The organism is Anaerobacillus alkalilacustris (assembly GCF_001866005.1).
GTDB lineage: Bacteria > Bacillota > Bacilli > Bacillales > Anaerobacillaceae > Anaerobacillus > Anaerobacillus alkalilacustris.
The window spans coordinates 142266-162609 of sequence record NZ_MLQR01000001.1 but is presented as its reverse complement, the minus strand read 5'-3'; the positions used below and the strand labels follow the sequence as shown (position 1 = coordinate 162609).

The window sequence follows — 20344 nt, the reverse complement described above, 5'->3', positions numbered from 1 at the left end:
TGATTATTATAGCGAACTAGAGAAAAAAAGGAAACGTTAAGACAACAAATGTTGACCTAACGTTTTCTATAAAATATTTATAATGCCTTTTCTAATAATTTTGGTTTAGCAAATATCATTCTACCGGCTGATGTCTGAAGTACACTAGTAACTATTACATCAATATGCTTTCCAATGTGATCACGACCACCTTCAACAACAATCATTGTGCCATCGTCTAAATAAGCAATACCTTGATTATGCTCTTTACCATCTTTTATCACTTGGACATGTAACTCTTCACCAGGTAAAACAATTGGCTTTACCGCATTTGCTAAGTCATTAATGTTTAATACCGGAACCCCTTGAAGATCACACACTTTATTTAAATTAAAATCATTCGTCACAACAAGTCCAGAAACAAGCTTTGCTAGTTTAACTAACTTGCTATCAACCTCTTGAATGTCTTCAAAGTCACCTTCGTAAATTTCAACATTAATCGATAGTTCTTTTTGTATTTTATTTAATATATCTAGTCCGCGGCGACCACGGTTTCTCTTTAATACATCAGATGAATCTGCGATATGCTGGAGTTCTTCAAGTACAAACTGCGGAATAACTAAAGTCCCTTCTAAAAACCCTGTTTGACAAATATCAGCAATACGTCCATCTATTATAACACTTGTATCTAGTATTTTAAGCTCAACACCATGTCTTTCTTTTACTACTTCATCAATATCCTTCTTTTTATCACTTTTTCTTGAAAATAAATTAATAAGTTCATCCCGCTTCTTAAACCCAACTTGAAAACCTAAATATCCTAATAATAAAGTTAAAAAGATAGGTAGGACTGTACTAACAACAGGGATTGTATTCAAGGGTAATACGATTAAAAATGCAACAATTAATCCAAAAATAATTCCCATTGTTCCAAAAAGAACATCTGTTGCTGGAGCCTTCACTAACTTTTCCTCTACTAAACGAATTAAGCCAACAATATAATCTGTAATCCAAAATGAAGATAAATATAATATAATTGCACCAATTACAGCACCAGAATAAGAATTTGTAACCCAATTAGGCAAACCACCAAAATTTAAAATTTCTATTACGTCTGGTACAAATAGAAATCCCAATGTTCCACCTAAAATAACAAAGAAAAGTTTAACTATCCATCTCACCATCGATTTCACCTCCTTTACCATTATAGACATTCTGAAAAATTTGAAACATTATTATAGAAACTTTTATATATTTTTTTATATACACTATTACGTTTCAAATTCATTATAAGTTTAAAATAACAAAGTGGCAAATTGTTGTCAATTTCCATGAATAAATACCCCATTATAACTTTAATTGAAAACGCAGTCAACATCTTTATATGTGTCGATCTATAAAAAGTTGTTCTTGAATTCTTGTTAAACCCTCTTTTATCTTTCTTGCCCTTGCTTCACCAATTCCTTCTACTTCATCAAGTTCCTCAATAGAAGCTCTCATAATTTGTGTAATATTTTCAAACTTATCTATTAAATTTTCGACTACAAGTGGTGGTATTCTTGGTATTTTATGAAGAATTCGATAACCACGTGGGGTAATCGTATGCTCTGATAAATTTAGATTTTTTGAATACCCTAAGAGCTTAACAATGATTTGATCTTCTAATAATTCTTCATTTGATAATTTCTTCAATTGTTTTAGTATATGCTGTTCGTCTGAGTTTTGATCCTTAATATAATCTTTTATTAACAACCCAGCCTCTTTTTCAATATTAGAAACTAGTTCTTCTAACTGCATTGAAATGAGTCTTCCTTCATCCCCTAATTCATTTACATAATTTAATATTTCACTCTTTATACGTAGTACCATTTCAACTCTGTGTATTACTTGTGATACTTCCTGAAATGTAACTAGTTCTTCAAACTCCAAAGCACCTAAATTCGTAATCCCTTGATCAAGTACTGATTTATATTTTTCAAGCGTCTGAATTGCTTGATTTGCCTTCGTTAATATAACACCAATATCTTTTAGTGAGTAGCGTGATTCTCCTTGATAGAGAGTAATGACATTTCTTCTTTGTGAGATCGATATGACTAAATTCCCAGTTTGTCGCGCCACCCTCTCAGCAGTACGATGTCTGATCCCCGTTTCAGTTGATGGGATTGTAGGATTTGGCACTAATTGAGTGTTTGCATATAATATTCGATCGCCTTCTTCACTCAGAATAATTGCACCATCCATTTTTGCTAGTTCATATAAATAGGCTGGAGAGAATTCACAATTAATAAAAAATCCTCCATCCACAATATTCATCATTTCATTATTATAACCTAATACAATTAACCCACCTGTTTTTGCCCTTAAAACATTATCGATCCCCTCTCGTAATGGAGAACCCGGGGCTACTATCTTTAAAACATCATCAATAAAAGCCGTTTTATTCATAAGATCCAAATTCATTACCCTCCCATTAAGGTATCTAATGCCTCTTTTACTGTTGAAACTCCTATTACTTTTATTCCTTCTGGAATATTCCATCCCCCAATATTCTTTTCTGGAATAATCACTCTTTTAAAGCCCAACTTTGCTGCTTCTAAAACTCGTTGTTCAATCCGAGAGACTCTTCTTACCTCTCCTGTTAAACCAATTTCTCCAATTGCCACATCAGTTGGACTTGTCGGCTGATCTCTAAAACTTGAGGCGATACAAATAGCAATACCTAAGTCTACAGCAGGTTCATCTAAGCGCACCCCACCAGCTACATTTAAATAAGCATCCTGATTTTGTAGTAGAAGACCTACTCGTTTTTCTAATACCGCCATTAGTAATGAAACTCTATTATGGTCAATACCCGTAGCCATGCGCCTTGGATTTCCAAATGTAGTAGGGGAGACAAGTGCTTGTAGCTCAACTAAAACGGTTCTTGTGCCTTCAAGAGAAGCTACGACAATAGAACCAGAAGCACCTTGAGAACGTTCTTCTAAAAATATTTCAGAAGGATTAAGAACCTCTTCAAGTCCAACCTCTTTCATTTCAAAAATCCCTATTTCATTTGTTGAACCAAAACGGTTTTTCACAGCTCTTAAAATTCGGTATGTATGATGCCTCTCCCCTTCAAAATATAATACAGAGTCAACCATATGCTCTAATAACCTTGGGCCAGCAATTGCGCCTTGTTTCGTAACATGACCGACAATAAAAATGGCTATACCTTTTGTTTTAGCAATTCTCATTAAAGCGGCTGTACACTCTCGTACTTGCGAAACACTTCCTGGCGCTGAAGTAATATCTGATATATATACAGTTTGAATAGAGTCAATAATTACTAACGCAGGGTTAATTTCCTCAATCGACTTTTCAATATATTCTAGATCAGTTTCCGCAAGAACAAAAAGCTGATCTGAAGTAATATCTAAACGATCTGCTCGTATTTTTGTTTGTTTGACTGATTCTTCACCTGATATATATAAGACCTTATGATTATTATTTGCCAATTTCGAAGAAACTTGTAATAATAACGTCGATTTTCCTATACCAGGATCTCCCCCAACAAGCACCAATGAACCAGGAACAATTCCTCCACCTAAAACTCTATCAAGTTCAATCATATTGGTACTTAATCTTTGTTCTAAATCTCTTTCGATAGTTGTTATTGACTGTGGCTTTTTGTTAGTCGAGTTCACAGAAGTAACAAAGCCCCTTACTTTATTATCCTGTTCTTCAAACTCTTCAGTCATTGAATTCCAACTTTGGCATCCAGGACATTTCCCCATCCATTTTTTTGATTCGTAACCACACTCTTGACATACAAACTTTGTTTTTCGCTTTGCCATACTAATCCCTTTCTAAGAAACACATGTATATTTTAACATAAAATCCCATTAAACTTTCCGTTAAATATCGAGTATCTTTACTTAATTATATATATAATTAACCATCTATTGTCCAACGTAAAACACTTAGTTTTTCATTTTTAAGAAAAGTGCAAGCGTCAGTGCTTACTAGAATAAGTTATGTCATATCTTTTAAAAACAAATAGCCGGGAACGCTTCCCGGCTATTCTTATTAAGATGTAGTAGTTTTGACAGCAGCTTCTACTACAAATTCATTATCAACTACATCTAACTTTACCTTTTGACCTTTTTGGATTGTACCTCTTAATAATTCTTCTGACAATCGATCTTCTACATGCTTTTGTAAGGCTCTACGAAGAGGACGAGCTCCGTATTCAGGATCATACCCTTCATCCGCAATTTTTGCTAAAGCCACATCTGTTAGTTCGAACTCAATATCATGCTCCAATAAACGCTTCTTTAATGTATCTGCCATTAAAGATACAATTTGTTGAATGTGCGTTTTATCTAATGAGTGGAAGACAATAATTTCATCAATACGGTTTAAAAATTCTGGGCGGAAGCTCTTTTTTAACTCGCCCATTACTTTCTCTTTCATATCTTTATACTCTCGACCCTCTGATTGAGTCGTAAATCCAAGATATTTATTTCGCTTTAATTCACTTGCACCTACGTTAGAAGTCATAATTACCGCTGTATTTCTAAAGTCCACTGTACGGCCTTTAGAGTCTGTAAGACGACCATCTTCTAGCACTTGTAGTAAGATGTTAAATACTTCAGGGTGTGCTTTTTCAATCTCATCAAATAGAATAACGGAATAAGGCTTTCTTCTAACTTTTTCTGTTAGTTGTCCACCGTCATCATGACCGACATAACCAGGTGGTGAACCTACTAATCGAGATGTTGCATGTTTTTCCATATATTCTGACATATCAATTCGAATGACAGCATCTTCATCTCCGAAAAGCGTTTCAGCGACAGCTCTCGCTAACTCGGTTTTACCTACACCAGTAGGTCCTAAGAAGATAAATGAACCAATTGGACGTTTTGGATCTTTTAAACCTGCTCTAGCACGACGGACAGCTTTTGAAATAGCTTTAACGGCTTCTTCTTGGCCAATTACACGTTGATGCAGAATTTCTTCCATCTTTAATAGTCTCTCTGTTTCTTCTTCAGCTAGCTTCGAAACAGGAACTCCAGTCCAACTAGATACAACTTGAGCAATATCTTCGGTTGTAACCTCTGTATTTTCTTGCCCTTGTTTTTCTTTCCATTCTTTCTTTAATGTTTCAAGCTCTTCTCTTAATCTTTGTTCACTATCCCTTAGTGATGCAGCTTTTTCAAACTCTTGACTTTGTACTGAGGCATCTTTTTCTTTCCTTGTTTCCTCTAATTTATTTTCAAGCTCTTTTAAGTTTGGCGGAATTGTATAAGATCTTAGGCGAACCTTTGAAGCTGCTTCATCAACTAAGTCAATTGCTTTATCCGGTAAGAAACGATCAGAAATATAGCGATCTGAAAGCTTTACAGATTCCTCAATTGCCTCATCGGTAATCGTTACACGATGGTGAGCTTCATAGCGATCTCTTAACCCTTTTAAGATTAAAATTGATTCTTCAATGGATGGTTCATCAACTTTAATCGGTTGAAAACGTCTTTCTAAAGCAGCGTCTTTTTCAATATATTTACGATATTCATCTAGTGTGGTTGCACCAATACACTGTAATTCGCCACGTGCTAAAGAAGGTTTTAAAATATTTGATGCATCAATCGCTCCTTCTGCTCCACCTGCACCAATTAACGTATGCAACTCATCAATGAATAAAATGACATTTTGAGCTTGGCGGATTTCATCCATTACTTTCTTAAGACGATCTTCAAATTCACCACGATATTTCGTACCTGCAACAACTGTTCCCATATCAAGCGTCATAACTCTTTTTCCACGGAGAGTCTCTGGAACTTCGTTTGCAACGATTTGTTGTGCTAATCCTTCAGCAATGGCTGTTTTACCAACACCAGGCTCACCAATTAATACTGGATTATTTTTTGTTCGTCGACTCAATACTTGAATAACCCTCTCAATTTCTTTACTACGACCAATTACAGGGTCTAAACCTTCCTCTTTAGCCATAGCGGTTAAATCTCTTGCAAGACTATCTAATGTTGGTGTGTTGACGTTAGCTGCCGCACCACCTTGTTGACTACTACTAGATGTTTCATTACTTCCTAATAATTGTAACACTTGTTGGCGGGCTTTATTTAAGCTTACTCCTAGGTTATTTAACACTCTAGCTGCGACACCTTCACCCTCACGAATTAAACCTAATAAGATATGTTCAGTTCCTACATAAGAATGACCTAATTTTCTTGCTTCATCCATTGATAATTCGATAACTTTCTTTGCTCTTGGTGTGTAGTGAATGGTTTTTGCACCATCTTGCCCTTTACCAATCAAAGTTTCAACTTCATTTTGAATTTTATCAGAACCCAAACCTAAACCTAAAAGTGCTTTTGCAGCAATTCCTTCACCCTCACGAATTAATCCTAATAATACATGTTCTGTACCAATGTTATTATGGCCTAAGCGAATTGCTTCCTCTTGTGCTAATGCTAATACCTTTTGTGCTCTTTCGGTAAATCTACCAAACATCATAATAAACTCCACCTCCAAATATTAGTTAGTTTTTATCTATTTCTAATTTGAGTCTTTCTCTTATCAATTTTGCTCTTCGTTCATCTCTTTTGTCCGCAGATAAAATATCTCCCGCGTATTGCTGTAAGAATCCAGGTTGAGTTAAAATCATTAACTCATTTAAAATACTCGCAGAAATCCCTGTAAGTATTTTCAAATCAATACCCAAACGAACATCTGATAACATTTGTGAAGCTTCTTTTATATCAATGGTTCTAGCATATGCGAGAACTCCATATGAACGATATATTCTATCCTCTAATTGTAGCTTAGAGGATTGTAATAACGTTTCTCTTGCTGCTCTTTCTTGATGAATTAGTTGTAACACTACTCCTCTAAGATCCTCAACGATGTCCTGTTCGGATTTACCAAGAGTAATTTGATTAGAGATTTGAAATAAGTTACCTAAAGCTTCGCTACCTTCACCATAAATTCCTCTTACAACTAACCCTAATTGATTTATAGCGGGTAATATTTTATTTAATTGTTTTGTTAAAACCAAAGCTGGTAAATGCATCATTGCCGAAGCTCTTAGACCTGTTCCTACATTTGTCGGACAACTAGTCAAGTATCCCTTTTTCTCATCAAAAGCATAATGTAACTTTTCTTCAATCCAATCATCAATTCCACTCGCAAGTACTAAACCTTCATTTAGTTGAAATCCAGGAAATAGACATTGTATACGTAAATGATCTTCTTCATTTACCATAATACTAATCGCTTCATCACTACTTAGTAAAACTGCACCTTTTTTTGATTCGTCCGCAAGTTGAGGACTGATCAGATGCTTTTCGACTAGTATCCTTTTTTCATTAGGTTTCATATCATCCATTTCTAAAAGTTCAAAGGGACCATATCTGTCATAATCTTTACCTTCAAAATGTTCTTTTACTTGTTTAACAACTAAATGAGCTTCGTCGGTAGTTGAAATAATCGGAAATGAATAATCCTTTAAGTTTCTGGCTAGACGAATACGACTGCTTAGTACAATTTCAGATTCGTATCCTTCATTTTTCATCCAAGGGCTAATCGCCTCACCAATAAATTTCTCTAGTGACATCAATTATCCCTCCCACTCTGCTGTTTTTTTTCCAAAGCGCGGATTTCATCTCTTAACCTTGCTGCTTCTTCAAATTCTTCTTTCGATATATGATGCCTTAATTCCTGTTTTAGTTGTTCAATTTGTCTGTGTAATTTAATACCTGTACCAATTCTTTTTGGTATTTTACCTATATGACTTGTATTACCACTATGAACTCTTCGTAGCATCGGATCTAGTTTAGAGTTAAAAGTGTGATAGCACTCAGCACAGCCAAATCTACCTGCGCGTGCAAATTGATGGTAGGTCATCCCACATTTACCACACTGTTGTTCTTCTTGTAACGATCGATTGGGAGAGCTCGGTATCTGTTGTTCAAAATTTAATAATCCTGATAATAATTGGTGAATAGAAAAACCATTGGCACCAGGTATATACTCACCCTTATCCTTTGCACAGTGGTCACATAAATGAATTTCAGTTTTTTTACCGTTGAGTATTTTCGTAAAATGTAACGTTGCTTCCCTTTCATTACATTCATGACATAACACGGTAACTCCCCCTCCTTTTTATTTATGTTTTAACGTAGTTATCATAGCTCTTAACAAATCTGATCGCAAATGATCACGATATGGTAAATGTAAATTCAAGACAGATCTATCAATAGCACTTTGTAAAAGTTTTGCTTCTCTTTTCGTTATCGCTTCCTCTTCATAAAGTCGATAAATGATGTCCTCACCACCACTTTGGGTGATTTTTTCACCTAGAAGAGATAGCATATGATCATAGAGGTCGGCTTTATTATGAGCTTTTACTTTAATAATTCTTATAAAGCCACCTCCACCTCTTTTGCTCTCAACTAAATATCCTTTTTCGATGGTAAATCTAGTACTAATTACATAATTTATTTGGGAAGGAACGCATTGAAATCGCTCTGCTAACTCGCTTCGCTTAACTTCAATTAAATCATTATCACTTTGGGTTAAAATGCTTTTTAAATAATTTTCAATGATGTCTGATACATTTTTCACCAAACCCCTCCTCTCGGAAAAAAGTGTTTGACTTTGACTATATTTGACTTTGATTATATTATATCCAATTCTTTAAAATTATCAACTATGTTGCTTCCATTATTTCCATCTATGTTTATTTAAATCCTATAAAGAATATACTTTATGAACTTGTGGTAATTTATACAAGAGGTCAATTGCCGTTAATTTCACTGTTTGGTTAGGATACACAACTTTTAGTTGATACCTTAAAAGTTCGAATTTTTCGGATGTTTTATCTCTTTCTACCATTACCTTTTTTACATTTATTTTATTTTCTTCAAAAATGTTAATAATTGAAAGTAACGTTGTATCTTTCGATTCAGCATGAATAACAATTGCTTCAGTTTTTTCCTTTTTTCTTGAGAATGATTCATCTACTTTATTTAAAAACATCAAACTTAATATTACAATGCCAGTTGTAAATATTGCTGCAAAATACATACCCACCCCGACAGATAATCCTATACCGGCTACAACCCAGATGGAAGCAGCTGTCGTTAATCCTCTTACTGTATAACCTTGGACTAAAATTGTGCCTGCGCCTAAAAAACCTATACCACTAACAACATATGCCGCCAAACGAGATGGATCAAAATTAACATATTGAATGTTTTCTTCCATATAACCTTGAAATCCAAACATAGCTAATAACATAATTAAACATGCACCAACACATACGAGCAAATGGGTTCTAAATCCTGCAGGGTGTTTATGATATTCTCTTTCAACCCCAATGATACCGCCCAGGATTGCGGCTACCACTAATCGAAGCATCATTATAGTTGTATCTGAAGCTATTATTGAATTGAAAATCTCCATTATCATCCCCCTTATCGAATTTATAAACTCTCTATGTATAGCGCTAACTATCGGGAATACCAAAAGACATGCCTTTCAAAAAAAACATTTCATAACTGTTTATCTGATTTTTTTTGGGGTAAAAGACCCCACATCTAAGCGTAGCGTAGGTGGGATGTTCCAATCAGGTGGAGTAGAATTTCCACCTGATTGTCCGATGTTTCAGCTTGCTGAAACGAGTCCACTACTATATGCATTTATTTTCACATTATATATACTTGTCTATTGATGCTAAATAATCCTTCTATAGTTTGTACATCTATTCAAAAAATCTATTAATAAGAACTATTTTCGTGAAAATTCATACCAGTTAGGGGTACTTGTTTTTTGTACAACTCATTGCTTCTCGTATCCGTGTTTATCTTATCGTATTAATATGTAGCAAGGTGTGATTTGGTGGTTTTAGTTAACTTTATTATCTTACTGTACTGAGTTCGGGAACATAACTATAAATATTTAAACAAACATTTCCAGTAGACACATGAAATCCAATGACTTCAGTCTCATTGTGAGTTACTTCATCGAATTATCTACATGCTGCTTTGCTCCTTCGATTACTCGTCGCACGAAAAAGAAATTGCTCCTGCGATTACTCGTCGCACGAAACAAACACTACTTCGAGCTCACTTCAAAGCGGTACTAGAAAACACAGATACAACACCACTTAACCTAAAATTAAGTTCTAAAAACACAAAAAAACACACTCCATTGGAATGTGTTCTTTAACTTACCTAGCAACGTCCTACTCTCACAAGGGGAAGCCCCTAACTACCATCGGCGCAAAAGAGCTTAACGATCGTGTTCGGCATGGGAACGAGTGTGACCTCTTCGCTATCGCCACTAGATAATATATTTAGTTGAAAGAAATCATTCTTTCAAAACTAGATAACATACATTTAAGATTCTTGAGTGTGAATTCAATTCTTATTTTTAGGATAAGTCNAAGTCAGAACCTTGACTGAAAGGATCGAGCCGATGGCGCCTGGAGCTAGACAGTCTCCAAGTTAGAAATTTTATACTTTCTTACCTAAAAAAAAGAACACATCCCTATGGAATGTGTTCTTTAACTTACCTAGCAACGTCCTACTCTCACAAGGGGAAGCCCCTAACTACCATCGGCGCAAAAGAGCTTAACGATCGTGTTCGGCATGGGAACGAGTGTGACCTCTTCGCTATCGCCACTAGATAATATATTTAGTTGAAAGAAATCATTCTTTCAAAACTAGATAACATACATTTAAGATTCTTGAGTGTGAATTCAATTCTTATTTTTAGGATAAGTCCTCGACCGATTAGTATCTCTCAGCTCCACACGTCACCGTGCTTCCACCCGAGACCTATCAACCTCATCATCTCTAAGGGGTCTTACTGGATTAACTCCAAGGGAAATCTCATCTTNAGGGGGGCTTCATGCTTAGATGCTTTCAGCACTTATCCCTTCCATACGTAGCTACCCAGCTATGCTCCTGGCGGAACAACTGGTACACCAGCGGTATGTCCATCCCGGTCCTCTCGTACTAAGGACAGCTCCTCTCAAATTTCCTACGCCCGCGACGGATAGGGACCGAACTGTCTCACGACGTTCTGAACCCAGCTCGCGTACCGCTTTAATGGGCGAACAGCCCAACCCTTGGGACCTACTTCAGCCCATTCGAACACTCGTAATTCTTTCATATGACCTAAAATTTCATTTGGAAGTTGATTATTGTCCTGCTTATCGACTATCATATAGGGAGCACCTCTCTATTGGTTATTTGTTTTCTTGGTCGATAACATCTTACCAAATAGTGGGTGCTTTTTGTATTTCCAAATTTCAAGTCAATAGATATATTTAGTTTTAAATGGCACTAGTAGTACCAAGGTTTCGCTTTTAAAATTTAACTGCGAAACTTGAGTTGATAAATTAGAATATTCAACTAATTTCTCATACACTCGGTCAACATTAAAAATGTTACGCTGCTCTAAAATCTCCATAGAATAATCAAAATCACTTACTTTCCCAACTAACTCTGGAAAACATTCATACAAACAATCGGGAAAAGGGTTACTTGTTTTATTACGAATTTCTTCCCAAAGTTTATCGTGTGCATGTAAAAAATGTGCTGATGAAGCATTAAAGATTTCTTTGTTATCTAATGTAATCCAAATTCTTCTTTGTTCACCTAGAGACGTATTGTACTTTGTTGCATTGATTTTTAACCTTTTTTTTAGTTTTTCGCATATTAAATTTTCTATTGACTTTTTGGTTTTTGTCCAACGCATAAATTACTCCATATTTTCGACTTATTATTTAAATCTAATTCGACTCTTCTGCTTCGTTAGTTGAACAAGCCATTTGAATAAACATTCCTCGTTATACAACGACTCTATTCTTTATTATACATAATAAATTATAAACATACTGCTAATACCTACATAAATCAAATGCCATATACATTAAAGGGGGCTATAGTTGAAAAGTGCGCGCTCCACTTCCGCTAACGCTTATCGTTAGTCTATGTACAATTTTTCACAAAGTTATTAAAACTAGATGTTGTTTAGGTGCACAGTATACGTCAACTAAAAAAGACGATTACTTTAAATGAAACAGCGCTTAGTCTTTAAATATCATTCTGAACGTACAGATAAATCAGGTTTCAAACGAGAGTTTAACTATACGAGTGCGAAGACTGTTCGGGATGCCCATTACGTTCATTGTGTACAAAAGCAAAAGAAGGTAATAATCGAAGATTATGGTGAACGAAAAATGGGAACAATAAAAAGAATATGTGAGAGCGAAGCTTTCAGAAGAAAAAACGAGTTCAATTTATCGTCAACGGAAAACTGATGTAGAACCAATTTTTGGATTCTTAAAGGTTAATTTGCGTTTCCCTCGATTTTCTGTTCGAGGAAAATCGAAAGTTGAAAACTATATGGTCCTTGCACTAATTGCCGTGAATCTACGAAAATTCACGGCTAATAAAACAGGATGAACCAGGGTTAATATAGAAAAACAGAAAAAAGTTTTGTCCCAGCATCTTCTTTTGTTTATTTTAGTATTATGAACGTTATATAATTAAAATGTTTCAACTACCCTCATAATATATCCCAACCACGCACTTTAAAATTTGTTTAGTTATTCTAAAACTAATGTGGTATGCTTTATCTAACCATTTTATCATTTTACTTGTAACATGTTTTCTTCGAGGCTGACAGACATTACTTCGTCAGCCTCTTTTTATTTAAGCACATAAAAAAGGACTCTATAGTAGAGTCCTTTTCATATTTATGCTTTGTTAACGTTAGTTGCTTGAAGTCCACGCTGACCTTGCTCTGTACCAAAAGTTACTCTTTGACCTTCTTCTAAACTTTTAAATCCTTCGCCTTGGATAGCTGAGAAATGTACAAATACATCATCTCCACCTTCGATTTCAATAAAACCAAAACCTTTTTCTGCGTTAAACCATTTTACTGTACCTTGTTGCATGTTTGTTTCCTCCTGTGTGGATTTTCTCCACTATTTATTACTATTGATGTTCAAAATAGATATCAAAGGCGAGAGTTTAAAACGTGTCTTTCCCTATATACCGAACAAAAATAACTTCCTTAATAATAACAGATAAAATTTGGAAAAGCAAATTTTTATTAAATAATTTACTTGATTTCTATTTGCAAAAAGGTTTTGGATAACGATTCCAGGACCCGCTTTTCTCAAGATAGAGGGTGAGTTTAATTGTTTTTCTTCTAGAAATAATGACTTTGATAATATATTGTATACCTAAAACAATGAAGCCCTACCTCTCTTTCATCCCTACGGCTCCAAACTTAAACAGTTAACTAAAATCAAAAAAAAGCTTTAATTAGTGATATTTTTCATCACTTTTTTTATGTAGTATATTGTATCTAATTGTAAAAAAGTCTAGTGTCTGCTTTTAAACTATTCTTTCCCGAGTTTAAATACTTCACAAAGCCACCTAAAATGAAGATCTTTGTTGCGCAGTAAAAGTCAAATGCGAAGAGACGATCACTTAATAAACGTGATCGTCTCCTGATTTTCAACAGTATCGTTGTACTGTGAAACAACTACACCAGTTATAATTTGTTAAAGAAAGTAAAACACTTTATAATTGTCATATACTAAATCTAGAAGGAACTGGACTATGCACAGATAATTATATTTTTTCTTCCGCCAAATAAAAATCAAATTGGAGGTGAAAATATTGATTACAGATTTATATACAGAAAGATTACATCTAAGAAAATTGACAATTGATGATTCATCCAGCTTATTTAAAATATGGTCTGATCCTGAGGTTACAAAATTTATGAACATCAGTAATTTCACTACTGAAGACCAAGCTAAAGAAATAATCACTTATCTTGATAAACTGGCTTTAGACAATAAAGCAATTCGTTTTTCCTTAATAGAGTTAAAGACGAATGAAATTATCGGATCTTGCGGGTACAACAACTTAGATTTTGAGAACGCAAAAGCTGAAATAGGATACGATTTAGCAAAAAAACATTGGGGTAAAGGATACGCATCAGAATTTATATCCACCCTTACAAGTTACGCATTTAATTCTTTAAACTTTAATAGAATTGAAGCTAGAGTTGAACCAGATAACATAAATTCTATTAAAGTCCTGCAAAAGCTAGGCTATACTTTCGAGGGAACATTAAGACAATGCGAAAAATCCAAAGGGAAATTTATTGACCTCAATATATACTCAAAACTAAAAACAGATTAATTAGTTTAGCCTATGTTTCAATGAAATGTAGGCTGCTTTTAATTTCAAGTTGTTGCACATAATCCTTCTACTGCGCAATAAAAGATTCTGTTATAAATGAAAGTTCTTGCAAAGACTGTTTCTACGAGATTACTGTTTTGTTTCATAAACTAAAGCAATCTCGTACCTACCGAATAAGAACCGATTGTTGATAACCTGAATTTAATTATAAAAAAACCTTACTATCAGCCTTGAACTGGTAGTAAGGTTTTTCAATATTATTAAACCATCGCTCCTTCTTCTTCCTTCTTGAAGAAGCTCTTCAACGCTCGATACACATCGCCTTTTTCTTTTAGTATATAATGACGGAATCTTTCGTCGTTAATATTTTTGTAGGCGTTCATAAGTGTACTATGACGGTTGTATTGATACACCTATTCACCATATACACATTTTTGTAATCTTCTTTACTACATTATATGTCGCTTCTTTTAGCGAAATCCACTCTTATATTAAAAGTGTAAAAGGTGCAGCCATCGCAACCGTATTTCCGATACCTACAAGCAGCTGCATGAGTAATGGCATGAGCTGAACAAGAATATAGCCTATGCTTGCATTTTGGATTAAGGTCATACCTCTGTCCTTTTGATTAATCATGAACATAAGCGCTCCACCNATACAGACGATATCGAAAAGAAAAACCGTTTATTAAAAACCATACTTGATAAAGCGACTTATTTAAGAAAAACCGATTGGACAAAACGTGATCAGTTTCAAATTCAACTATTCCCCAAAATTTAAAACCGTTGAAACTTAATAGTATCAACGGTTTTACTTTGTGTATATGGTGTGCAATTATACTGATACACCTATTCACCATATACACATTTTTGTAATCTTCTTTACTACATTATATGTCGCTTCTTTTAGCGAAATCCACTCTTATATTAAAAGTGTAAAAGGTGCAGCCATCGCAACCGTATTTCCGATACCTACAAGCAGCTGCATGAGTAATGGCATGAGCTGAACAAGAATATAGCCTATGCTTGCATTTTGGATTAAGGTCATACCTCTGTCCTTTTGATTAATCATGAACATAAGCGCTCCACCAGTGAGCATTACAAGTGCAATCGGATATGAAAGCGCCTGTATCATGTCAACAAGTGGCATAAACGCTTCTACAATCTTTTCCTTTGCTGCTCCTTTGACATACTCCACAGGTCCTTCTGCATATGCTGTTGATGTAAACATTTTATTTGATATGCTTATGGCAGTTGCCCCGGTTGCAAGCGAGGTCAGAGTCGCTTTTAACCCCTTGGCTTCTGCTTTTTTATTGAACTTTTTTACTGCGCTTTTTATTACTCTCATATCATCTCTTGCCAAGAAATCTGAAATGCTTCCTACCGTTTGCACCTTTGGTTGATAAAACATAGAAACCGCCCCCTTATGTTAAGTCACTGATAGTGTAAATCTGAACATCTAACCCTTCGCACAACTTCTCTAGTTGCTTTCGACGATAATCTGTTGTGGTAACCCAAATCATTTTAAAACTAAGTCTCTGTCTGATTTTCTGATATTTTTCAATCTTAATGCGGTTTTTACTCATTTTTTGCAGGTGGTCTATTTCAACGACGTGGTAAACGTTATTCCTCTGGAACAAGGCATCTGTAACAACAAAAGCTAGATCTTTGTAGCCAACTCTCATTTCATTTTTCCAAGTAACCGGTTGGCCAAGGTGGAGATACAATTCGTTCCTCATGAGATAGTGTTGAACCTGGGCTACTTTCTTTCTAACTTTATTGCAGTTAACTCTCTCCCTTCCTTCCTTGTTTAGATAATATATCTTCTCACCATCTCTAAAGTAGGACAGGTAATGTTCCATTTGTTGTAGAACCCTTCTAGCGTTCCGGTCACTCCCTAACCTGTGCATATGCTGTAGTTGGGAACGGCTAAGATAGTTCAGTTTCTTCAATGACAAGAGTATCTGTTCCTCCCGTTGCTCCCTCTTTACGATTCTGTCCATTCGTCTTGTCACTCTCCTTCGTGCTGCCTTCTTCCTTTCTGGCTCTAATGACAATATGAGGATGTGTCATTTTATCCATTGTTCCGGTCTCTAAGTATGGAAGCTGAACAGTGGTATTCTCCCCTTTATCTTGATATATCGCACGCCCCACAACCTTTGGTAATGACTCTCCTCCGGTTGTATCTAAAACAACCTTAGAAGCGACTGCATCCCTCACTCTAAAGCATAGACGGGCATCTGAATTACGCTTTACCGATTTCGGAACATAATCTTGTGTTGGGTGTTGAGTAGCTGTTATTATTCTAAATCCTTGGCTCCTACCGATCCGTGCTATCTGAGAAATATGATACTCACATTGTTCTTTTATCTTTTTTACTTCTTTATCGGGTTCGTCAGCACTAGAAATCTCCGCAATCTCGTCAATGATTATGAAATGTCGTTCTTTTATCCCAGCTTCTTTGCAGTTTCGAACACCTCTTTTCCTGAATGTTTCCTGTAACTCTTTAATTTTGTTGGTTGCTGACTCTAAGCACTGCAATGCTTCATCTGGCTCTTCTGCATAACTTACGACCTGCTTGCAATCTTTAAATCTAAAAAACTCTACGCCACCTTTTAAATCAATTAAATGGAATTTCACGTTTTCTGTTTGGTTGTTTAGTAGATGGCATATCACCATATCAAGAAAAGAAGATTTACCCCCTCCTGTAGAGCCTCCGACGAGCATATGAGGGGTCTTTTCAAAGTCGTGAGAAATAAAGGTGTCTCTTGTTTCGCCTATTGGTACTTTCCATCCTTTACACTTCTCCAGTAATGTTTCATCCCATTCAATGGCTTCTGGCATCAGCTTGCTGTACACACGTATTTTTAAAGCCCCATCATAAAATAACTCAATTTCCTTTTGAGACTTTTTTTCTTTGAAAAGGTCTTTTAGTTGCTGCAACAAATCTTTTTTGAAATCAATGGTCAAAACGTCATCCAATGTGATATTTAGCAAACTACTTTTGTTGTTAAGTCCATCCTGAAGCTGGTCTCGTTTATTTTGGAAATCCGAGAAACTCAAACCTAAAGGCACTCGATAAACATACTCAAAACCCCAATCATATTTCGTTTTCCTTAACAATTGAATGGTTCGTGTTTTCTTTCCCTCCTTAACAGTAAGCCCCGAATTGGCTGCAATGCGTTGAATTTTAGAATTGTCGTTCGCATTTCCTGACTGGTATAAAAATGTGTATCCGGCCACTCCTGCCATAACAACAGAGGAGCCAATTTCAAAAAACATCTGCACCACCTCTTCTTTAGTATTCTGAAAGAATAGTCCCTCTCGAACGGTAGCAAGAATACTCTCGGAAACCCCTGCGCCTTTGGGGTTTCCTGCGTCCGTTTAAAATGACGCGCAGGACTTCAAAACGGTACTGCTGAACGGTCAAATTCTCGGTAGCGTTTAAAAGCCATTGCGGACATTAAAACGGGGGTAGTGTTGGCTTTTCGTTCGGAAGTTTTTCTGTTTGATAAATGGTATTAGGTACCGCTTGTCCACTATGTCAATTTTTTCTGCAAATGATTAATTTTTTCTAACATCGTTTAAAAACATGACTTTTTGGACATAAATGGGGACAAACAGTATATGAAAGGGGATAAGGAGTCATGGATTGGTTTGGTCTTGGAAAGAAGAGGTCTAAATTAGGTAAGTGGTTGGATCGCCACGGTGTGGCCCAGATTGAAGTGGAAAAAGCTACAAAATTAAGCCGAGGGACTATAAGTAGACTCTGTAATGATGACGAGAACGTTCCTACAATGAAGAATGCCAATAAGATAATAAAGTTTTTAAGAAAACTAGATCCAGATGTTGATTATGATGACTTTTGGAGTATGTAAAACTGTTGCTAAAAAATCTTTTTTGACTCCTGATTTTATCGGCTAAAAAACGAATCAAAAAGGATTTTGTAGGGGTAATTAGTCGGAACGGAAGGTCGGTTTTGAACTCCTGAAACACTTGGTACTATAGGATTCCCACAAGTGAGGTTCACTACCTTGGTAGCTAGGTGAACTGGGACAACTTTTTCTTGTCCAGTTTGTAGCCATTAGTAACTAATGTTGGAAACTAATTATGGTGACTTATGGAGACATTGTTATAGGCATAATTCAAGAGGAGATTCGAGTTAAAACGTCTGAATTTAGAGGTAATTGTCGGCTGGGAAGCTAGCTTTTTATTGCTAAAACCCTTGATATATCAAGTTTCATAGGTTATAAATCTGTGGGCTTACCTATCGGGGGAATTGGGTAATGCTAATTCCCCGACTAAAAATAATGGAGACCAATAATGGTTACTAATTGTAGTGACTATTACGTATGTAGTAACCATTATTGGTATCTGTTGATAGTAACCCAATCCAGAAAACTATGATCTATCAAACACCCTGGCTTGAAAAATAAACTTTCTTCTTTTGATTTTCTTGTCATCGTCCGTTAAAGCAAGCCTATTCTCCAAATAAAATGTCGCTGCAAACCCATCATTTGAACACGTTGTTTTGTCGATATCTTTGATTTTTTCCATTAGTAATTCTAATTCAGTGGTATCGCCATCCTTGGGACGCGCCCATCCGTCTATATCCACTGTAACTACCTCTAACCCTCCGCCATCAAAGCTACTCGTAGGGAAATCGAAAACAATATAAGGATACTGGGCGTTATCAGGGGCGTCTTGATAATAAACACGTGGATGGAGAGCATTCAACAGCGACAGTAGCTCTTTTCGAAGTTTAATCAATCTTCCGGCCCCTCTCCACTTTTATATTCTTCTTCAGCTATTAAACCTAGCGCTCGGTTCTCATCTTCAATAGCACTTAAATACTTGCCTTGTATGCGCTGCATTTCATCTATATTTTCCATTACTGTACTTCGGAGTATGTTTCTTGCAGGTTGCCCTTTTGTGCCAAGCTCTTGATGGGCACCGTACCAGGTGTCATGTTTGAAACCGATAAGGAGATCTGCGTCCTTTTTTCGGACCCAATATTGCGCTGAGTTATATAAACGCCTATTTCTCTTCATACCTCGTAAAGGTTTAAGCTTCTCAATCATTCGTTTTCGAATAAGTTTAGCGCAGTCACGTAATGCAGCTCTCGTTAGTTCCGCTATCGTATACTTTGCTCGGTCTACGTTAGATACAAATTCAACACCGTCTTTACGGATCTTGGTGACAGATTTAGGAAGAGCCATTATTAACCACCCCTTGGCACACAAGTTCTAGCTTTTCGAATTCCCCTACGCCCTTTGATTTACTAGGGGCAAAGGTTCGGGTTACATTATACCGCCTACCCTCGAATTCTACCTCATCTTGACCCGCATATTCGAATTTATTAACCTCGAAAACTAACTCAGGTCTTAACCCATGGGCGGCTGCTGAATAGTGTTCAGAGCGTGTAACAGATTTAACATCACATAAGATAAAGGTTTCCGTTTCTTCCTGAATGGTATCACCCATACTATTTGTAGTATACGATTTACTTATAAGCGTTAATTCATGGTCAAATGTCATGACTTAGCACCTCCATTGTGGATAATGAGATTGTGCATTCTGAACTGTAAGTGTCTAGGTAGCGACCCTTCACTATCTCTACTTTGATAACGCCATGTAGCATAATCCACACAAAAAAGAAGATGACTGGAATTGTCCTTATCAAGGACAACTCCTTTCTCATCTTCAAGCTCCGTAATAACACCTTCAACAATGGCCGCGATGTAGTTATCCCTTACCATTGAACGGATACCCAGTCTTTCTTTAACTAATTCCATAACCGATAAAACATTCATCTACTCCACCTCTTTTAGAAGTTGTTCGATGTGATCGATGACTCCCTTACGATTCTCACTCTCTGTTTCCTCTTGAAGAAGCAGTCCAAGGACATCTTTACCAAGGTCAGCGGTTACATTCTTTTTTATGTCCTTGACGTTGGATTTAAGAGGTGAGTCTGTTTCATTAGACTCACCTTTTTCCACTAACTCAATTAGTGGATCCCCTTCTACCAAAGTAATTTCTTGAAATCTTTCTTCTGTGATGTTAATGGTTTTGCCTACTGGTTGGATGACCTTGTTTTGTTTATCAAGGAAACTCCTTAATACTTTAACCGTAACCATT

The 20344-nt window shown here is 36.0% G+C and carries 21 protein-coding genes, 2 rRNA genes, 2 pseudogenes and 2 other annotated features; of the genes and pseudogenes, 3 read left to right on the top strand and 22 right to left on the bottom strand.

Annotated elements, in window-relative coordinates; genetic code table 11:
* Positions 1-77: 77 nt before the first annotated feature.
* The 11 genes from BKP37_RS00840 to BKP37_RS00790 form a co-directional block, all read right to left on the bottom strand.
* Positions 78-1163 carry a PIN/TRAM domain-containing protein gene (locus BKP37_RS00840; RefSeq protein WP_071307842.1) on the bottom strand — a complete coding sequence of 362 codons (1086 nt, stop codon included), beginning with the start codon at positions 1161-1163 and terminating at the stop codon, positions 78-80.
* A gap of 196 nt (positions 1164-1359) precedes the next feature.
* Entirely contained in the window at positions 1360-2439 is a 1080-nt protein-coding gene (gene disA / locus BKP37_RS00835; RefSeq protein ID WP_245712417.1) for a DNA integrity scanning diadenylate cyclase DisA, read from the bottom strand.
* Positions 2439-3812 carry a DNA repair protein RadA gene (radA, locus tag BKP37_RS00830; RefSeq protein WP_071307841.1) on the bottom strand — a complete coding sequence of 458 codons (1374 nt, stop codon included), beginning with the start codon at positions 3810-3812 and terminating at the stop codon, positions 2439-2441. Before radA ends, disA begins: the two co-directional genes overlap by 1 nt.
* 232 nt (positions 3813-4044) lie before the next feature.
* Complete coding sequence (gene clpC / locus BKP37_RS00825; protein WP_071307840.1) at positions 4045-6489, bottom strand: ATP-dependent protease ATP-binding subunit ClpC; 2445 nt, start codon at positions 6487-6489, stop codon at positions 4045-4047.
* A 25-nt stretch (positions 6490-6514) separates the two neighbouring features.
* On the bottom strand, positions 6515-7588 hold the full coding sequence (gene mcsB, locus BKP37_RS00820; RefSeq protein WP_071307839.1) for a protein-arginine kinase McsB: 1074 nt from the start codon (positions 7586-7588) through the stop codon (positions 6515-6517).
* Positions 7588-8118 (bottom strand): protein-arginine kinase activator protein McsA, encoded by a 531-nt coding sequence (gene mcsA / locus BKP37_RS00815; protein WP_071307838.1) that lies wholly within the window; start codon positions 8116-8118, stop codon positions 7588-7590. The genes mcsB and mcsA overlap by 1 nt, the downstream gene beginning before the upstream one ends.
* A gap of 18 nt (positions 8119-8136) precedes the next feature.
* On the bottom strand, positions 8137-8598 hold the full coding sequence (locus BKP37_RS00810; RefSeq protein WP_071307837.1) for a CtsR family transcriptional regulator: 462 nt from the start codon (positions 8596-8598) through the stop codon (positions 8137-8139).
* A 126-nt stretch (positions 8599-8724) separates the two neighbouring features.
* A complete protein-coding gene (locus BKP37_RS00805; protein ID WP_071307836.1) occupies positions 8725-9438 on the bottom strand; it encodes an MgtC/SapB family protein in 714 nt (237 codons plus the stop codon).
* Positions 9439-10206: 768 nt separating this feature from the next.
* Positions 10207-10322 (bottom strand): 5S ribosomal RNA (gene rrf / locus BKP37_RS00800).
* 225 nt (positions 10323-10547) lie between these two features.
* Positions 10548-10663, bottom strand: a 5S ribosomal RNA gene (rrf, locus tag BKP37_RS00795).
* A 98-nt stretch (positions 10664-10761) separates the two neighbouring features.
* Positions 10762-11024, bottom strand: a sequence feature (23S ribosomal RNA rRNA prediction is too short).
* A gap of 19 nt (positions 11025-11043) precedes the next feature.
* Positions 11044-11143, bottom strand: a sequence feature (23S ribosomal RNA rRNA prediction is too short).
* A gap of 152 nt (positions 11144-11295) precedes the next feature.
* A complete protein-coding gene (locus BKP37_RS00790; RefSeq protein WP_071307835.1) occupies positions 11296-11739 on the bottom strand; it encodes an SF0329 family protein in 444 nt (147 codons plus the stop codon).
* A 325-nt stretch (positions 11740-12064) separates the two neighbouring features.
* Here BKP37_RS00790 and BKP37_RS18985 point away from each other — a divergent pair.
* A pseudogene (locus BKP37_RS18985) lies at positions 12065-12449 on the top strand (transposase); the annotation flags it as partial.
* 293 nt (positions 12450-12742) lie between these two features.
* On the opposite strand, the gene BKP37_RS00780 reads toward BKP37_RS18985, so the two are convergent.
* Positions 12743-12943 (bottom strand): cold-shock protein, encoded by a 201-nt coding sequence (locus tag BKP37_RS00780; RefSeq protein WP_071307833.1) that lies wholly within the window; start codon positions 12941-12943, stop codon positions 12743-12745.
* A 733-nt stretch (positions 12944-13676) separates the two neighbouring features.
* Here BKP37_RS00780 and BKP37_RS00775 point away from each other — a divergent pair.
* Positions 13677-14207: a GNAT family N-acetyltransferase gene (locus BKP37_RS00775; RefSeq protein WP_071307832.1), complete on the top strand. Its 531-nt coding sequence runs from the start codon at positions 13677-13679 to the stop codon at positions 14205-14207.
* 260 nt (positions 14208-14467) lie between these two features.
* Here the strand turns inward: BKP37_RS00775 and BKP37_RS20340 are convergent.
* The 5 genes and pseudogenes from BKP37_RS20340 to BKP37_RS00755 form a co-directional block, all read right to left on the bottom strand.
* Positions 14468-14620, bottom strand: a pseudogene (locus tag BKP37_RS20340) (sporulation protein YhbH); the annotation flags it as partial.
* Positions 14621-14693: 73 nt separating this feature from the next.
* The gene (locus tag BKP37_RS00770) at positions 14694-14849 is read right to left on the bottom strand and encodes a hypothetical protein (protein ID WP_245712416.1); all 156 of its coding nucleotides are present in this window, start codon (positions 14847-14849) and stop codon (positions 14694-14696) included.
* Positions 14850-15128: 279 nt separating this feature from the next.
* A complete protein-coding gene (locus tag BKP37_RS00765; protein WP_071307831.1) occupies positions 15129-15617 on the bottom strand; it encodes a hypothetical protein in 489 nt (162 codons plus the stop codon).
* A gap of 13 nt (positions 15618-15630) precedes the next feature.
* Entirely contained in the window at positions 15631-16116 is a 486-nt protein-coding gene (locus tag BKP37_RS00760; RefSeq protein WP_071308373.1) for a replication-relaxation family protein, read from the bottom strand.
* A 19-nt stretch (positions 16117-16135) separates the two neighbouring features.
* Positions 16136-17488 (bottom strand): FtsK/SpoIIIE domain-containing protein, encoded by a 1353-nt coding sequence (locus BKP37_RS00755; protein ID WP_071307830.1) that lies wholly within the window; start codon positions 17486-17488, stop codon positions 16136-16138.
* 365 nt (positions 17489-17853) lie between these two features.
* Between BKP37_RS00755 and BKP37_RS00750 the strand changes: the two genes are divergently transcribed.
* Positions 17854-18084 (top strand): helix-turn-helix domain-containing protein, encoded by a 231-nt coding sequence (locus tag BKP37_RS00750; RefSeq protein WP_071307829.1) that lies wholly within the window; start codon positions 17854-17856, stop codon positions 18082-18084.
* A 523-nt stretch (positions 18085-18607) separates the two neighbouring features.
* Here the strand turns inward: BKP37_RS00750 and gp17 are convergent.
* Genes gp17 through BKP37_RS00725 form a run of 5 tightly spaced genes read right to left on the bottom strand, consistent with a single transcriptional unit; the run spans position 18608 to position 20343 of the window.
* The gene (gp17, locus tag BKP37_RS00745) at positions 18608-18976 is read right to left on the bottom strand and encodes a tail completion protein gp17 (RefSeq protein ID WP_071307828.1); all 369 of its coding nucleotides are present in this window, start codon (positions 18974-18976) and stop codon (positions 18608-18610) included.
* Complete coding sequence (locus tag BKP37_RS00740) at positions 18973-19425, bottom strand: HK97-gp10 family putative phage morphogenesis protein (protein WP_071307827.1); 453 nt, start codon at positions 19423-19425, stop codon at positions 18973-18975. The genes gp17 and BKP37_RS00740 overlap by 4 nt, the downstream gene beginning before the upstream one ends.
* Positions 19412-19744 carry a phage head closure protein gene (locus tag BKP37_RS00735; RefSeq protein ID WP_071307826.1) on the bottom strand — a complete coding sequence of 111 codons (333 nt, stop codon included), beginning with the start codon at positions 19742-19744 and terminating at the stop codon, positions 19412-19414. The genes BKP37_RS00740 and BKP37_RS00735 overlap by 14 nt, the downstream gene beginning before the upstream one ends.
* Complete coding sequence (locus BKP37_RS00730) at positions 19741-20019, bottom strand: hypothetical protein (RefSeq protein WP_071307825.1); 279 nt, start codon at positions 20017-20019, stop codon at positions 19741-19743. Before BKP37_RS00730 ends, BKP37_RS00735 begins: the two co-directional genes overlap by 4 nt.
* Complete coding sequence (locus BKP37_RS00725) at positions 20020-20343, bottom strand: hypothetical protein (protein WP_071307824.1); 324 nt, start codon at positions 20341-20343, stop codon at positions 20020-20022.
* Between the last annotated feature and the right edge of the window lies 1 nt (position 20344).

Coding starts and splice junctions, on each gene's coding strand:
- BKP37_RS00770 (WP_245712416.1), bottom strand. CDS start 14,849: ATGTTCATGATTAATCAAAAGGACAGAGGTATGACCTTAATCCAAAAT.
- BKP37_RS00725 (WP_071307824.1), bottom strand. CDS start 20,343: ATGGTTACGGTTAAAGTATTAAGGAGTTTCCTTGATAAACAAAACAAG.
- BKP37_RS00740 (WP_071307827.1), bottom strand. CDS start 19,425: ATGGCTCTTCCTAAATCTGTCACCAAGATCCGTAAAGACGGTGTTGAA.
- radA (WP_071307841.1), bottom strand. CDS start 3,812: ATGGCAAAGCGAAAAACAAAGTTTGTATGTCAAGAGTGTGGTTACGAA.
- BKP37_RS00780 (WP_071307833.1), bottom strand. CDS start 12,943: ATGCAACAAGGTACAGTAAAATGGTTTAACGCAGAAAAAGGTTTTGGT.
- BKP37_RS00790 (WP_071307835.1), bottom strand. CDS start 11,739: ATGCGTTGGACAAAAACCAAAAAGTCAATAGAAAATTTAATATGCGAA.
- BKP37_RS00730 (WP_071307825.1), bottom strand. CDS start 20,019: ATGAATGTTTTATCGGTTATGGAATTAGTTAAAGAAAGACTGGGTATC.
- BKP37_RS00840 (WP_071307842.1), bottom strand. CDS start 1,163: ATGGTGAGATGGATAGTTAAACTTTTCTTTGTTATTTTAGGTGGAACA.
- disA (WP_245712417.1), bottom strand. CDS start 2,439: ATGAATTTGGATCTTATGAATAAAACGGCTTTTATTGATGATGTTTTA.
- BKP37_RS00765 (WP_071307831.1), bottom strand. CDS start 15,617: ATGTTTTATCAACCAAAGGTGCAAACGGTAGGAAGCATTTCAGATTTC.
- clpC (WP_071307840.1), bottom strand. CDS start 6,489: ATGATGTTTGGTAGATTTACCGAAAGAGCACAAAAGGTATTAGCATTA.
- BKP37_RS00805 (WP_071307836.1), bottom strand. CDS start 9,438: ATGGAGATTTTCAATTCAATAATAGCTTCAGATACAACTATAATGATG.
- BKP37_RS00750 (WP_071307829.1), top strand. CDS start 17,854: ATGGATTGGTTTGGTCTTGGAAAGAAGAGGTCTAAATTAGGTAAGTGG.
- BKP37_RS00760 (WP_071308373.1), bottom strand. CDS start 16,116: ATGCACAGGTTAGGGAGTGACCGGAACGCTAGAAGGGTTCTACAACAA.
- BKP37_RS00735 (WP_071307826.1), bottom strand. CDS start 19,744: ATGACATTTGACCATGAATTAACGCTTATAAGTAAATCGTATACTACA.
- mcsB (WP_071307839.1), bottom strand. CDS start 7,588: ATGTCACTAGAGAAATTTATTGGTGAGGCGATTAGCCCTTGGATGAAA.
- BKP37_RS00755 (WP_071307830.1), bottom strand. CDS start 17,488: ATGTTTTTTGAAATTGGCTCCTCTGTTGTTATGGCAGGAGTGGCCGGA.